Genomic DNA, 14,754 nt, shown 5'->3' with positions numbered 1-14,754 from the left:
TTGCCAGCTTAAACTTAAGATTTTATTAAGATCAAGAATTTATCTCTATTGCCTCTCCATTAGCTTTAAAAATATGCCACTGATAGTCACTTAAATTAGCGGTTCAACGCCAAAAATTGTCCTGTGCAAAGTTCTACTAAAAATAAATTTTACTCGTACAAAAGAGCAAGGGTATGATGCCGCTATAAATTCCGGCTTCATCATGGTATTCTCAGAGTGTATCTTAATAAAAATAATGGCCTCTTTAAAATGCATAATAGCCAGACACGATTTGTACAGTTAGGATAATTTTCTAAAGGATTAAATATGTATGCCTTCCGGCGCTTTGGCTTACACGTAGTAAAATTTCTCAATTCATTCGTGCTGGTTTTTCGTTTTTTTGGCCATCTATTTCATAGCATCAAAGATGTTTTATTCGGTGAATTATCAATCTCCTGGTTTAATATGGTAGAAATTCTTTACTATTCAGGAGCAAAACTGGTTGTCCCTCTCATTTTTATTTTGGCATTACTCAGTCTATCTGAAGCACAAACTGTTTATTTTCTTCTGAGTCCTTTTAATCTACGCCATAAATCTTTACCTATAGCGCAAAATATTTTAACTCACGAAGTACTCCCTGTATTTATCGGCTTTATTTTAAGTATTCAGGCGGGATTACATCTAATTAACACAAGAATTAAACGACTAGGCCAAAGCCCCGAAGAGGTTATCCTTGAGCATGTATGGCCTATTATTTTTGGTCTAAATATTACTTCTTTGCTTTTATTTACTTATGCCATCGTAGCTATTGCTATTAGTTTTTACATAACATTTCATTATTTATTAAGTATGACTAAGAGCGAATTTATACTTCATATAACCAGTTCGCTAACTGTTTACGACGTCATTTATTCAGCATTTAAAACTTTAATTTTATGTAGCATTGTGAGTTTGGCCGCTGGCTATTATTATTATGAGGCAGCAGTTAGACATATTTCTTTGAGAAAAGCCGTGTCACGAATTCTGACCCGCGGCACATTCTGGTTAATAACTGCCAGTATGTATATTACATTTATGACCTAAGGAAAAGGCATGCGGCACGAGCGATTTTATACATTAGTAGGCGTGTTTGTTGTTGGCGCACTTTGCCTGATGCTTATTGGTGCTGCTTTCTTCTATGAGGAATACAAACGTGCACAAGTACAAACTTTTGTTATGTTCTTTAAAGGCTCACTCAAAGGTTTGGTAGCCACAGCCCCTGTTACTTACCGTGGTGTTAAAATAGGCGAGGTCAAACGTATTGAGATTACGGAAAATAAGGCGCGTAACCAAGTTAGACTGCCGGTTTATATTCAGTTCTTTGTTGAAAAAACGTTTGGTTTTAGCCAAGATCCTATTCGTCTTTTAATTAATAATGGTTATATAGCCAATATAACCAAACCGAATCTGATAACAGGAGTCGCTGAAGTAGAACTTGTAAAATCGGATTCACCGCGAACTTTCAAACAAAGCTACTACCGAGGCTATCCTATTTTCCCAACCAGGAATACTATTGAAAAATACACAACCATTGATGAGGCATTAAAGGCAGCTCAAAAAACTTTAGAAGATATCAGTGCTTTAGTGCGCTCCAAGGAAGTACGCGATACCATCGAAGCCGCAAAAATAATGGCGGAAAGTTTTGATAAATTAGCTAACAACTTAAACCAGAATGTACCATCAGTGGTGGCTTATCTTAATCAGAGCTTAAAACAAATTGCGAATGCAGCTTATTCCACACAGAATTTGACTGATTATTTAGCACGATATCCTGAGTCTTTACTGCGAGGTAAACGATGAAACTTATCAAATTCAGTTTCATAGCATTTATTGGTTTATTACTTGTAGCGTGTGGCCGCAGCAAAGACGCACAGATGTATATGCTAAATCCTCTCCCACCAGCAAAAAATGGCACCAAACCTTATACCTATTTGCAAATAGGTATAGATGAAGTTACTACACCAGCCTATATGACCAAGCCACAATTGATGATTCATCAGACTCCTCATCGATTGGAACTTGAAGAATATCATCAGTGGGCTGAATCTTTAGACAAAAATATAACAAGGGTAGTAGAAACTAATCTTGCAACCTTATTGCCTGGCGCCGTTGTTGAGAGTTCTCCCTGGGATTCCAAATTCAAACCTAACTATCATTTGCAGATTGATATTTCACAATTTGAAATTGATATTAATGGCAATAGCACATTACGAGCAGAGTATCTTATTTATCATGAAGATAAGCTTATTAAGAAAAGAGACGTTTATTATTGCAGCAAAGTAATGCCAGTTGATATTGAAAGGCTTGTCATTAGTATGAATGTTAATCTAACCCATTTAACTCAAGATATTGCCAAGACGTTCGCTACGGAATATCGCCAAACAAAGTGACAGGCATGCAGATTCATTTACCCAATGCTTATTTTTGCAATGATTGCGTAGCTTCAACCAATTCCTGATTAAGCAATTTTGCTTGCGCTTCAGGGTCTGATTTTAATTTAAGCAGTGATTCTAATTCCTTGACCTTCAAGTTAACGAATGCTTCGTGAGTCTTGAAAATAGTTTCATGCAGAGATTGTGGTGAAAATTTCTTATCACTCATCATCTCTTGATTAGTTGTAAAGGCTGTGGTGAACACTGAGATTGCTTCCAGAGGAAATTTCATACCCGACGTTTTCTCACCTAATACCACCAACGCAGTCCACATGTAAGCCAATAACTCTCTATCCCAACCTTGAATAGTCACAGGTTTCTTCTCTGTTGGTGGGGTATCGAGTCCCAGTAACAGACTACTTGCCATTGCCAAGGAATATTCAAATAGAGCAGTAGGCTCATGATCAATTGATTCCTCTACCGCTGAAAGCGTAAAACCACGCTCAGAGCCTGAATTTTTTTCTTGTACAAACATTGCTTTTGTAGCGGGCGCAGAAGAAAGATCAACATAATGTACTCGACAATAATCGTCTTTCAGTTGTGGAGCAAGAAATTCACCCTGGTTTTCCGTTTCTGAGGTAATAGCAATTGATGGTGTATCCCCCCTAACCGTTTGCTGTAATAATTCTTCTTTGTCGCTAATCGGAATATCGACATAACTGTCAATATAAGGTAAGAATTGCATAGCTTCTGTTGTGCTTCTGTGAGGGTCACTCAACATATTCAAATTTTCTTTCAACGATGCCTGGAGAAGTTTACATGTCTCTAATTTTGCACTTAATAATTCTGCCACCTCAGTATCAGCTGTTAATGTGTCAATTTCTTCTTCTAAAGCGGTTATCATGTCTTCATTCACAGCAATTTGATGACGTAACCTTCTTTGTTCTTTTTCAACATCTTTTATAAAAAGCTCTCGTAAGCTACTAACTCGCAACAGATTAAAAAAGGAGTGATGCTTCGAATATTTCTCATTTTTTTTGTCGGTAATAACTTGTTCAGTTAACGATTTTATGTGTTTACCGGTTTCTTCGAACCATGTTTCCAAGGGCTGCGCAATCTTATTGTCTCGCCAGTAATTATAAGCCCTTGCTGGCATGCGGATAAAATCAATACCTTCAATCTGATTATCCAGGTTATCGCTATATTCACACTCTTGCCATGCATTATCTCTTTTCACTAAATAAATAAGATCATTCATGATAGTCAGTGTTACTTTATCTCGACTATATGCCTTATAGAATTTTTTAAAAATTTTAGTCATATGCAGGCCGAATTTAAAATAATGGCCTTCATATACTTTAGATTCGCAACCTATATTACGGTTATTCATAGCAATTTGAGATTCAGTAAAAACCTTATTATTCCATGCTCGCGCATCTCCCATTTTTTTTACAGAGGTTTGGAAACGATCCTGATAACCCTTTTCGGCTTTTACTTCACTAAAGGCTTGAACAACGCCTGCCTTTTCGTAAGCTTTAAATTCTTTTCGAATTTCTTTTGGATTGCGTACAAAGGTATCTGGTATCACCAGGCTTAATCTTTTGTCTTCCAGCGCGGCTTCGCGTACATATTTCTTTACAGTAAGATCTTTGCTATGTGTATGTAAATCTTGAATTCCTTTATATCCAGTAGCTAAGGCAAACTGTAATACCATTTGCCGCATTTGTGATGTTTCTCTTTCAAAACTTCCATCTACCGAAACAATATCATTGCCACCTTCTTCGGTTGTTTTTTTAAGAACATCGCGGCTCATTTTTTCGACAGCGCCTTTTGCACCATAGGTTTTTCCGGAACTCGAAGGGCCCCCAACCCATAACACCATACGTTGTGCCCATTTGTTACCGGGATAATGTTTTAGCGATTTAAAAAACACGGCATCTCTAAATGCCTTACTTTTGCTTTCTTCTTCGACTGCAGCCTTATAAAGTGCTAGACCATCTTCATCTATATCATCAAGAAAGTCAGCCAATTGCACTGTTTTATCGGCTAAATGAGGATTTCTCTCTATATCTTTAAATTTACGATAGAGAAAACGAATAAATTGCTCGCGTGCAGCGGTAGGTTCAACATCTTCGGAGTGAGTAGACTCATAGAGTTTTGCTTGCGCCTCAGGAGTTAAAAAAAGATCAATGTCAAAATTGGCTTCACGTTGCTCACGGGGGCTATCTTTATCTAATTCATAATTACCAATTTTACTGACCCATTCTTCAACTTTCGTTTCAGGAATCATTTCAAACTCCCACAACACTTCTCATTTCAGAGCATCCCACGTGAAATCCCTAGATCCTTAAAGTGTAGGGACATTTTATATTTATAGACTATAAATAATCGTCTTATTTCTAAAGATAACAAAAATACATTAGTTAAATATTAAGAATAATCAAAAAATAGCAATTACTTCTTTATACAGAATGGTAATGATTTAACAGCAGTAGGAAAAACAGTTTCTTATTCAAGCGAAGGTAATTTAACAGACGACAATAATCAGCGGAATATCAACTTCCAGAAAGGCGAATCAAACGCGTTGATAACTTTTTTGGTAAATTTTCAGTGTTTTATCATCATGAGAGCGAAAACGCATTTGCTGTGAGGTATTTTGCATCTGCCAGAAAGTTGGCAAAATAAATTTCTATTAGAATTGCAATTCATCTTCAAAACCAAAATTTTGCAAATCTTTTAAACGTTGCGGAAATAAAATACCATCGAGGTGATCATATTCGTGTTGTACAATTCTTGCATGAAACCCTTCTACCACTCGACTAATTGGTTTGCCATCTGGGTCATAACCACTGTATTCAATTTTATTATAACGAGAAACTAAACCTCTTAATCCTGGGACACTAAGGCATCCTTCCCATCCATCATTCATTTCTTGTGATAAAATTTTTATGATGGGATTAATTAAAATGGTAAATGGTACAGGTCTTTCATTCGGATAACGTGCACTTTTTTCGAAACCAAACATGATGACTCGCTGACTGCAACCTATTTGTGGCGCAGCAATACCGACGCCTCCTTTTTCTTTCATTGTCGCAAGCATGTCCTGAAGCAATTCATTCAATCCAGGGTAAGAACGGCCTTCCCTGGCAAAATTTTCTAAAGGTTTTGACGGACTTGCCAGTTGTCGATTACCCATTTTTAAAACGCGTCTACTCGGCATAATAGTCTCCGCAAAGTCCTACTTCTATTTTAGATTGAAATCACCGCTCTAATCTTAAACTATATCCACATAACATAAAAAACAAATATTGTGTATTATTTTTATTCTTTTAGGGCACTCTTCATGCTGTCTTAAGAAAACTGGTTTTACCCTATTTAAAATTTATGTAAAATCGAGAAATAACTAGAATGAAGAATCGTACTATGGCATACCCTCACCTTTTAAAGGCTTGTAAATTAATTTTTTGTCTATTTTTAGTCAGCATGCTTACCAACTGCATGGACCTTGCTTCACAAACACCTGCCCAAAATAAACAAGGAGTAGTTTACAAGAAGGGACAAGTCTATACCATGCGTGGATTAGGAGGCATTTTTAGTAAAGGGATGAATCGTTTAGAAAATACCCTTGATAATGATTACCACGTAAGGACCGCCAGCACTATTTGGTATAAAGCGAACAAATTAAGCGACTATATTATTGAACATCGCAAGACAAAAACATTGCAGGGGCCAATTATCTTGATTGGTCATTCATTGGGAGCAAATGAGCAAATTAAAGTAGCGCAAAATCTTTATAAAGCACATATCCCAGTTGATCTTTTAATTACAGTCGATGCAGTTGCTCCTGTTAAAGTACCACCGAATGTCAAATACGTTCTCAATCTCTATAAACCGGCTTTTGTCCCTATGTTTAGCGGTCTTAAAATTAAAGCAGAAGATCCAGAATTTACCTATGTTAACAATTTTGATGTTTCTAAACTGCAAAATATTTATGTCAATCATTTTACCATTGACAAACATAAAGAAATTCAAAAAATTATGCTCGAAAATGTACTCGCGGTAATTAACCATACCACTAGAAAGCATGATGATTCGGTGCAGCAAAAAACAAAAAATGCTTAAAACGAAATGTATTAAATAATAAAAATCTAATCTGTAAGATATATCGTTATCATGAAACAACAAGCTAATGCTTCACCAAGAATTTGCATCATTGGCGCAGGCCCCTGCGGCCTGGCCGCTGCCAAAAATTTACTGCAACAAGGATTAAATAATTTCACAGTCTTTGAGAAAAGCAACAAATTAGGGGGTAATTGGGTATTTGATGAGAAAAATAACCACTCCAGTGTTTATGAAACCACGCATATCATTAGCTCAAAACGCCTCTCGGAGTTTGAAGATTTCCCCATGCCTGGTGAATATCCTGATTACCCTTCACATAAGCAGATCCTCGATTATTTTGAATCTTATGCAAGTCACTTTGATATAGGTCGCTATATTAAATTCAATACGAAGGTAGAACAAGTTTCTCCAAAAGAAAATAACCAATGGCAAGTCATCTATCGTGATGAAAATGGTATACACGACACCATTTATGATTATGTGTTAGTCGCTAATGGTCATCATTGGGACCCAGTCACTCCCAATTATCCTGGCGAATTTAAGGGTGAACTTCTCCATGCTCATCAATATAAAAAGGCGGCACCATTTAAGGATAAGCGGGTTTTAGTAGTGGGTGGTGGTAACTCTGCCTGCGATATTGCCGTAGAAATAGCTCGTATTTCTGCAAAAACCTGCATCAGTATGCGTCGCGGACAACATATTTTTCCTAAATTTATTTTCGGTAAGCCTACTGACATTCTGTTTGCAAAACTTAGATGGATACCACTCTGGTTAAAGCAATTTCTCGCTAAACATGCCATTCGCATCTTACAAGGGCGATATCCTAAATATCGCTTGCAAAAACCTACCTGCAAACCGCTGGAAATACACCCCACGATTAATTCGGAACTCCTTTATTCCATTAGACATGGCAGAGTTTTGCCGCGCCGAGGAATTGAGCGTTTTGAAGAAAATAATGTTTATTTTGTTAATGGGTTGAAGGAAGAATTTGATGTGGTTATCTTCGCCACGGGATATCAGACCAGTTTTCCATTTTTTGATAAAAATTTAATCGACTATAGCACTGCTACGAGCATCCCTCTTTATCGTAAAATGATGCATCCAGAATTTGAGACCTTATATTTTATTGGGCTTGTTCAACCACAAGGCTGTATATGGCCTCTAGCTGATTTCCAGGCAAAAATTGCGGCCAAAATAATTGCAGGTACCCTAAAACGTCCTCCTAATTTGCCTGACAAAATTGAAAAAGAAATTAGGTGTTCACGTCAACATTATAAAGGCAGTATTCGTCATGCTCTCGAGGTTGATTATCAAACATTTCGTCGACAACTTTTGAAGGAACTCAAACAGGGAAATTAAGCGTTATCTACTCTGAGGCGTTATTGTAAAAGCTGAGCCTCTTGGCTACGCTGAAGATAACAATTGAATTCGAGAGTACTATGGATAGCATCAGGCCTCTTTTGCAAAAAAATTTAGTCTGTGCTCTTTTCCTTGTTGCTTTTTTTCCTTATAAAGCAGCTTTCGCCGATGATGCACTTGTCGCTCGGTTAAAAAATATACTGGATACAGCATTAACACACTCATCGACACCCGGTGCTGTACTACTCGTATCCAATCCTCAACTGGGCACTATTACAATTTCCGCAGGTTTAGCTGACGAAAAAAGTCATCAGCCGATGAAAGATTCCAATAATTTTCGTATTGCCAGTATGAGTAAAACCTTTCTTGCAACCACTATTTTAAAATTGGTTGAAGAAAAGAAGCTTAGTCTCGATGCAAAAATAGCACCTTTATTACCTAATACGATTGATGTCAAACGTATACCCAATGGCCAACGCGTCACAATTAGACAATTATTACAAATGCGAAGTGGTATACCTAATTACGTAGAGTATGATACTTACACTGATCTTATTGTTAATATGGTTGGGAAAACATGGACCCCAGAATTATGTATTCAACTTGTTTATGATAAAAAACCGAGTTTTTCTCCTGGTAAATCTTACGAATATAGCAATACCAATTATTTATTGTTGCAACTCATCACAGAGAAATTAACGGGATATCCCTATGCAGCCTCTATCAGACAACAAATCCTGGCACCATTACAATTAAAAAATACCTTTATTGAAATTACAGAATCGAATACCAAAAATTATTTAAGAACACATGGTTATCAACTGGAAGATGAAAAACTCACTGATGTAACGTACCTCAACGATGGCTTGGGGATGGGTGATAGCGGCATGGTAAGCACTGTTGCTGATCTAGATCGGTTTATTCAAGCATTATTAAAAAACAAAACACTTTTAACCCTGGCTACGCTTAAAACAATGCTTCGGACAAAGGATGATTATGGTTTAGGCATTTACCGTGAGGAAATTAATGGCTACTGGGCTTGGACTCATAATGGCATGAGTTCAGGCTTCCAAGGACAATATTATTATTTCCCCAAAGAGCAGCTTAGTATTGTGCTTTTAACCAACAATTTTGATACGGACATCATCGAAAAAATAATACCTAAGGTACTCGAATTACTTTTAAAAAATAAGGAAAGAATTACTTTCTTTCTTAAAAAATCAAGTAACAAAAATAGCTTAAATGTTACCTCATGGTTTTAGGTTAAACTTACTTCCATTTCTTGCTTTAAGTCACTTCCATAATTATTTTCAATGACTTCTACTAAATGTTCATACATTTCAATCACTAAATCATAACGACTGGTCTTACTGGGATTTTTTTCCTTCTTATCAAGCCAGGTACCTAAAGCTTTCAATAATGCTCGATCTCCCTCCTCGGTAGGGGGTTTAAGTTGAGCATGAGCTTGAAATGCTTTATCCAATTGATCTGTGGCCACCGTTTGAAACCAGGAAGCCGCTTTACTTCCTTCAGTCCAATGTTTAAGAAAATAGTCTGTCTCCGCCATAACCTCTCGATTAAGCTGTACTAGCTCCTCCTTTGAAACTCCATGCACATTTTCTAAATACTGCATAAGATGAGTGCGTAAACTTTCTACCTGAGAATATCGTGAGGTAGAACTATTTTCTTTAAGCATCAACCAACGATCAGCTTGCTTGAACAGTTTTATAGTTTGTTCTTTATCACTTAGTTGAGTATCTTTAATAGCTTTAACCAAATCCTTTGTTAAAGGAGTTGAAAAACGAGACGCTTTTTTATCTTGTCGTTGCCACCACTCTAACAATGTTTCTTCGTTTGCATCCCATTTCATGCCTTTGCGTTCATAAGCCTGAGGATGTAATTTATCGATGTAACGATAAGCCATTTCCTTTTTTAAGCTACCAAAAAAACCTTGTAAATCACTGGATGGAGGAAAATATGTAGGATCCTGCCCTAAACGAGTATGGTAAGTGGCTCTAGCCTCCTCTGTTTTTCTTGCAACCTCTTCATCGGATACCAGACCTAGTTTTTTTCTATTGTTACCTTTTTTAGCATTCAAATACTTGGCAAGCTGCATATGCATATGCTTTGAACCACCAGCTGCATTAGGTCTAACTTGATGATGGCTTTCACGGGGAATAACAATTAAATCTCGATGGGTTTGTCGTGGTAATTTTGGCACAATCTGCGAAAAAAAACCTCGATGCACTGGATTAGTGCTTTCATAATGAGACTCAGGCTTATGATGTTGTCCGACCATATATTTCAATGCTTCAACTGGAATTGAGTTTTTTCCATCTTTATCCGGATCAATGCGGTAATGTTCAAACACTTCCCTCATGTCATAGATAATATCAGGGCGGTCTAATCGCTCAGGTTTACCATCAGAATCAACATAATAGAAGAGAAAATTTTGATCAACTAAATAACTATTTTTATAGGGAGAAAAATCCTCAATCTGAAAACCCGCCTTTTTTACAACGTGCAAATCAACATTCAATATCGCTCCTGTATATGCACCCAGAATAACGCTGACATTGCGAAGATTAGTTAAATCACTGCAGTCAGCGATACTTCCAGCATTAGATAAAGGTCCTTGATAACAGTTTCCTGGCACTGGCTGATCGGCAACAATATCAACTGGAATACGAGGCGCTAGTTGATTTAATTGTCTGGCGACCTCAAAGCAGGTTACCGCACCCCGGCTATATCCACATAGAGTAATACTTTCAATTTCTTCATCCATGTCTGCACCAGTTATATTAGTACGCTTAACCGTTCGTTTAGGCCGACCGAATTCATCTAGAATTTCATACTCCTCTAGATTTATACCGATACTTTGAAGTGTATCTTTATTGGTGGTTTTAAACTGTAAATTATCTTTTTCTTGTCCTTCATCCCGTTTAAATAATTTTTTTACAAAACGACCTGCGAATTCTTTTAAATTAGGGAATATAGTACTATTGCAGACTTCGGGTTCATCACAGCCCTTAACAAAAATTGTACGAACATTTTTATTTTCAGGAACATAATCATATTCTTCTGGAAAATCATTGCCGGGATTACCAGTACCACAAAAATAAATAACAAGATGCATATTATCTCCAGACAACCATTTTTAGTCATTATAGATAAAATTTGTTAAGCAATTATGATGCACTAAAGAAAAATAAATTAGTCGGAAGCTTTTTAAATCTCATTCAGAATAGGTATATAATATGACCCTCATCAACCTTGTAAGTTGTCCTAAAGTTCAGCAGTGCCTGTTTGGAGTTTTATGCTAATAGAAGAAGAGCCTAATCAAACAACTCTTAGCAACGCCAAGAAAAACCACTCAGCGTTTTATTATCTTGAACACCTCCCTTTAGTGGCTTTTAGAAATTTATGCATGGCTGTTTTTATAAAGGACTTGCAGAGTCATTATCTGTGGGCTAATGATTTTTTTATACGTAAATCGGCTGGCTATCGTTCTGTTAATGAGATTTACAATAAACAAGACTATGATTTTTCATGGCATCAATATGCAGACGAACTAACAACCAATGATAAAATACTATTCACAACGCATGAGCCCATCACAATACGTGAACGTATTTTACGTCATGAAGGAAGTTTTATAGATATTATTAGCAATAAATCTCTTTTGTATGATAAACAGCAAAACCTCATTGGCTTAATCGGTTTTAGTATGGAATTACCTAAATCTGAAGGATTACAAAGTTTAAGCCAGCGAGAATATCAAGCTGTTTTATTAGTACGAGAAGGTTACACAGACAAGCAAATAGCAAAACACTTGCAAATATCACCAAGAACAGTCGAGTCTCATATCACAAATGCAAAACGCAAGTTAGGGGTCACTACACGCACACAACTGATTGCTAAATTTTGTCGCAATCTTTCGTAAGACTCTAGCATTATATCATGCCTTTTTCCTGAGTTTGTGGTTTAAAATCTGAACCTGAAATTTCATCTTTAGTAGCTCCCCCTGCCTTCACATCATAAAACTGCTGCTTTGTTGATCCCTGTTTTAGCTCAAAAGTTAAAATTTTAGATTTCAGTGCCCCTTCTCGCATAATCAGTTCTCTTGGAGTCGTGCCCTTTAAATTAGGTTTTCCCAAAGCCTCCGTAAGTGCTTTACCTACTTTCTTATTTGTTTCACCTAACTCTAATAATGCCGGAATAGTATTGGCGGCGGTAGAACTCATCATATGTAGTGCATTCCACTGTTGCGCATTAGGTATTATCAACGATTCAGCAATTGCTGCTGCAATGATTTCATTTTTTTGGGCAAGCTTAATTAAACGCTCCAATTGCAGTGGTGCATAGCGAGCAATCACCAGTAAACCACTCCAATTCGCTCTATTAACATCAATCAATGCTTTACCCAAAGCATGTGCTACTTCCTTGGATTGCGTCGCTAAATCAATAATTTTCTCAAATTGCATGGGTACGCGCCGAGCAATAGCGGATAAGCCACCTTTATCGATTAACTGGATAATGTCTTGCATAGATAATTCATCAAAAAATTTGAATGCAACCTTTTTATCGCTATCAAAAGTTGCCAACTGTAAAGCGATAGATTCAGTACGCAAAGCTGTTTTAATTTCTTTAACGCAGTTTTCAGCTGTATCAAATGATTTAGACATATTTTCTACAGTGTCATGATCGTAATTTGGATCATAAACGATCCATTTTCCTTGCTGGTATTTAATATTGATAGCATGATCTTCACCATGAACAAGACAAATATTCCCGGCAATTAATTCTTTATGAGCATCCAATAAGTCCGCCAACTGCGGTGTTGGAAAATAACCTCCTACAATATCGCGACTTTGAATATGAAGAAGTTTTTTATTTATCATGATTTCAAAAAAATGTTTATCAGGATCCAAAAATTGAATTTGATCTATTCCTTCAGGTAAAAATGGGGTAGTTACACCTTTTGCTAAGGCGTGCTCAAGCACAGCAGTATTTAAAACACGCTCAACAAGTTCGCCAAGTGTTTCGATACGCTCATTTGTTTCACGCTTATGAGCTTCAGATAATAACTGATTTAAATTCACGGGTGTTTTAAAGGAAGCCAGGTTACCTTCTTGCCAATTCTCTACCTTGGTTAAAATTGTTCTCCACCAGATACCATAACCTGTAACAGAATAAGCACCCTCAGCGATGGAAAAAGCAAAACACTTGCCCTCAGAAGTAAGGAAATCTTTCACCAGCTTAATATGTTTTTTAATTTCTACCTGTTTTCTAACGGAAAGATCGAGGGTAAATTTAGACCTTTAATTTCTTGACATAATTGCTCTGCCTTATAATCAAGAAATAAAGCTAAATGATCTTTGATAATCTTTTGCGTCATTACAACTCACCGCAATAAGTCGTAACTAAATTATAGTCAAGCCCTAGAAAAGGCGTTTACCTCCTGTCATTCCAAGTGTAGCGAAGAATCTCCTACCAAAGATTCTGGCTAGCGCATATTTTTGTATATATACTGCTTTTGATTCAGTTATATTCTCTGTTGAGTTATAGGGAGCGTCTGTGCAAAAGGATCAACGTAAGCTATTAATACTCTCAAGCCTGGGTGGAATCCTGGAGTTTTATGATTTTATCATTTTTGCCTTGTTCGCAAGCTATATCTCCAGTGCTTTTTTCCCAGCAGCCAATCAACTTGCAGGCTTAATGATTACTTTTGCGACTTTTGCTATTGGCTACCTTGTCAGACCCTTGGGGGGTATTGTTTTCGGTCATTTTGGCGATCGTATTGGTCGTAAAGTAACCTTTACTATATCAATACTGATGATGGCTTTTGCGACGCTAGGTATAGGACTCATGCCCTCTTACTCCACGATTGGCATGGCAGCACCTTTTTTAATTGTTAGTTTACGTATCATCCAAGGACTTTCTATTGGTGGCGAGATACCTGGAGCAATCACTTATGTCAGTGAATCGTTTCCTCTTCACAAAGGTTTCGCCTGTGGCATTATTTTTTGTGCACTAACTATGGGCATTGTTTTAGGTTCAATTGTTCATGCAGCAATTGTAACACTTCTTTCAAATGACCAAATGCATAGTTTTGGCTGGCGGTTACCCTTTATTCTTGGAGGTATTTTTGGATTCTTTAGTTATTTACTACGTAAAGATTTACATGAATCTTCGCAATTTATAGCTATTGAAGGTTCCATCGAGAAATTCCCTATTATTAATATCCTTAAACAACATCTGTCTTATGTTATCACTGGTGCATTGATAACAGCGCTTTGTGCCGTCATTGTTACCTCCCTATTTTTATTTATCCCAGCTTATTTTACCGAAGTTTTACATTTACCAGCCAATACCTATATCTGGCAACGCACAGCAGCGATTGCTCTGGGCTCAAGCCTAAGCATCTTTTTTGGCTATGTAGCGGACAGTAAGCAAAGTAAATTGCTAATTCTTCTAACGTTGCTGGCAGCTTTATTAGCTTACCCCATCTTTGTTATCTATGCTTATTATCCCCAGCTTTACTTCATTGCCTTGCTTAGCAGCTCAATCCTGTTAGGACTTTCCGCTGGCACAATTCCCCGACTTTTAAGTGAATTATTTCCGACAAAAGTTCGTTACAGTGGAATCGCAATAAGTTATAACTTAGGCTTTGCCTTTTTTGGAGGTTTAACACCTTTTATTTCATTATCTTTCATCTACTATACTGGTGGGATTACTACTCCGGCATTGTATTTAATAGCGGTTTCCTTGTTATCAATTTTGTCATTATTATTTATTAAATTGAAAAAAGCTAAGTACAATCTGCTTACTAAACCTATTATCTTGTAAAGCCATGAGCTTCAATAAAGCAAGCTCAGAGGTT

General features: G+C 36.9%; 12 protein-coding genes. 8 read left to right on the top strand and 4 right to left on the bottom strand.

Annotated elements, in window-relative coordinates:
- Positions 1-306 precede the first annotated feature (306 nt).
- The 3 genes from PXX05_RS01975 to PXX05_RS01965 all read left to right on the top strand — a co-directional run bounded on the left by PXX05_RS01975 (position 307) and on the right by PXX05_RS01965 (position 2,408).
- The gene (locus tag PXX05_RS01975) at positions 307-1,062 is read left to right on the top strand and encodes an ABC transporter permease (protein WP_275089376.1); all 756 of its coding nucleotides are present in this window, start codon (positions 307-309) and stop codon (positions 1,060-1,062) included.
- 69 nt (positions 1,063-1,131) lie between these two features.
- On the top strand, positions 1,132-1,818 hold the full coding sequence (locus PXX05_RS01970) for an MlaD family protein (protein ID WP_420844640.1): 687 nt from the start codon (positions 1,132-1,134) through the stop codon (positions 1,816-1,818).
- Positions 1,815-2,408: a PqiC family protein gene (locus PXX05_RS01965; RefSeq protein ID WP_275089374.1), complete on the top strand. Its 594-nt coding sequence runs from the start codon at positions 1,815-1,817 to the stop codon at positions 2,406-2,408. Before PXX05_RS01970 ends, PXX05_RS01965 begins: the two co-directional genes overlap by 4 nt.
- A 28-nt stretch (positions 2,409-2,436) precedes the next feature.
- On the opposite strand, the gene PXX05_RS01960 is transcribed toward PXX05_RS01965, so the two are convergent.
- Both PXX05_RS01960 and def read right to left on the bottom strand, forming a co-directional pair.
- Positions 2,437-4,680 carry a hypothetical protein gene (locus tag PXX05_RS01960; protein WP_275089373.1) on the bottom strand — a complete coding sequence of 748 codons (2,244 nt, stop codon included), beginning with the start codon at positions 4,678-4,680 and terminating at the stop codon, positions 2,437-2,439.
- A gap of 402 nt (positions 4,681-5,082) precedes the next feature.
- Positions 5,083-5,610, bottom strand: a complete 528-nt coding sequence (def, locus tag PXX05_RS01955) for a peptide deformylase (RefSeq protein WP_275089372.1) — start codon at positions 5,608-5,610, stop codon at positions 5,083-5,085.
- A 188-nt stretch (positions 5,611-5,798) separates the two neighbouring features.
- Here def and PXX05_RS01950 point away from each other — a divergent pair, with 188 nt between their 5' ends.
- The 3 genes from PXX05_RS01950 to PXX05_RS01940 all read left to right on the top strand — a co-directional run bounded on the left by PXX05_RS01950 (position 5,799) and on the right by PXX05_RS01940 (position 9,133).
- Positions 5,799-6,512: a hypothetical protein gene (locus tag PXX05_RS01950; protein WP_275089371.1), complete on the top strand. Its 714-nt coding sequence runs from the start codon at positions 5,799-5,801 to the stop codon at positions 6,510-6,512.
- Between the two features lie 51 nt (positions 6,513-6,563).
- Positions 6,564-7,871, top strand: coding sequence for a flavin-containing monooxygenase (locus tag PXX05_RS01945; RefSeq protein WP_275089370.1), 1,308 nt, complete (start codon positions 6,564-6,566; stop codon positions 7,869-7,871).
- Positions 7,872-7,951: 80 nt separating this feature from the next.
- Positions 7,952-9,133 carry a serine hydrolase domain-containing protein gene (locus PXX05_RS01940; RefSeq protein WP_275089369.1) on the top strand — a complete coding sequence of 394 codons (1,182 nt, stop codon included), beginning with the start codon at positions 7,952-7,954 and terminating at the stop codon, positions 9,131-9,133.
- Here the strand turns inward: PXX05_RS01940 and PXX05_RS01935 are convergent.
- Positions 9,130-11,007, bottom strand: a complete 1,878-nt coding sequence (locus PXX05_RS01935) for a hypothetical protein (protein WP_275089368.1) — start codon at positions 11,005-11,007, stop codon at positions 9,130-9,132. The two genes, PXX05_RS01940 and PXX05_RS01935, sit on opposite strands and share 4 nt — an antisense overlap.
- 180 nt (positions 11,008-11,187) lie before the next feature.
- Between PXX05_RS01935 and PXX05_RS01930 the strand changes: the two genes are divergently transcribed.
- A complete protein-coding gene (locus PXX05_RS01930; protein WP_275089367.1) occupies positions 11,188-11,814 on the top strand; it encodes a helix-turn-helix domain-containing protein in 627 nt (208 codons plus the stop codon).
- 10 nt (positions 11,815-11,824) lie between these two features.
- Here PXX05_RS01930 and PXX05_RS01925 read toward each other — a convergent pair whose 3' ends face one another.
- Positions 11,825-13,126: a hypothetical protein gene (locus PXX05_RS01925; protein WP_275089366.1), complete on the bottom strand. Its 1,302-nt coding sequence runs from the start codon at positions 13,124-13,126 to the stop codon at positions 11,825-11,827.
- Positions 13,127-13,448: 322 nt separating this feature from the next.
- On the opposite strand from PXX05_RS01925, the gene PXX05_RS01920 reads away from it, so the two are divergent.
- Complete coding sequence (locus PXX05_RS01920) at positions 13,449-14,720, top strand: MFS transporter (RefSeq protein ID WP_275089365.1); 1,272 nt, start codon at positions 13,449-13,451, stop codon at positions 14,718-14,720.
- Positions 14,721-14,754: the final 34 nt, after the last annotated feature.

It is taken from the genome of Legionella cardiaca (assembly GCF_029026145.1).
In the GTDB taxonomy this organism is placed as follows: Bacteria; Pseudomonadota; Gammaproteobacteria; order Legionellales; family Legionellaceae; genus Tatlockia; species Tatlockia cardiaca.
The sequence above is the reverse complement of the archived record's forward strand: the minus strand, read 5'-3'. Positions and strand labels throughout refer to the sequence as shown.

Bases quoted from the DNA above. Each gene is read 5' to 3' on its own strand.
- PXX05_RS01975 (WP_275089376.1), top strand. From the start codon at position 307: ATGTATGCCTTCCGGCGCTTTGGCTTACACGTAGTAAAATTTCTCAAT.
- PXX05_RS01970 (WP_420844640.1), top strand. From the start codon at position 1,132: ATGCTTATTGGTGCTGCTTTCTTCTATGAGGAATACAAACGTGCACAA.
- PXX05_RS01965 (WP_275089374.1), top strand. From the start codon at position 1,815: ATGAAACTTATCAAATTCAGTTTCATAGCATTTATTGGTTTATTACTT.
- PXX05_RS01960 (WP_275089373.1), bottom strand. From the start codon at position 4,680: ATGATTCCTGAAACGAAAGTTGAAGAATGGGTCAGTAAAATTGGTAAT.
- def (WP_275089372.1), bottom strand. From the start codon at position 5,610: ATGCCGAGTAGACGCGTTTTAAAAATGGGTAATCGACAACTGGCAAGT.
- PXX05_RS01950 (WP_275089371.1), top strand. From the start codon at position 5,799: ATGAAGAATCGTACTATGGCATACCCTCACCTTTTAAAGGCTTGTAAA.
- PXX05_RS01945 (WP_275089370.1), top strand. From the start codon at position 6,564: ATGAAACAACAAGCTAATGCTTCACCAAGAATTTGCATCATTGGCGCA.
- PXX05_RS01940 (WP_275089369.1), top strand. From the start codon at position 7,952: ATGGATAGCATCAGGCCTCTTTTGCAAAAAAATTTAGTCTGTGCTCTT.
- PXX05_RS01935 (WP_275089368.1), bottom strand. From the start codon at position 11,007: ATGCATCTTGTTATTTATTTTTGTGGTACTGGTAATCCCGGCAATGAT.
- PXX05_RS01930 (WP_275089367.1), top strand. From the start codon at position 11,188: ATGCTAATAGAAGAAGAGCCTAATCAAACAACTCTTAGCAACGCCAAG.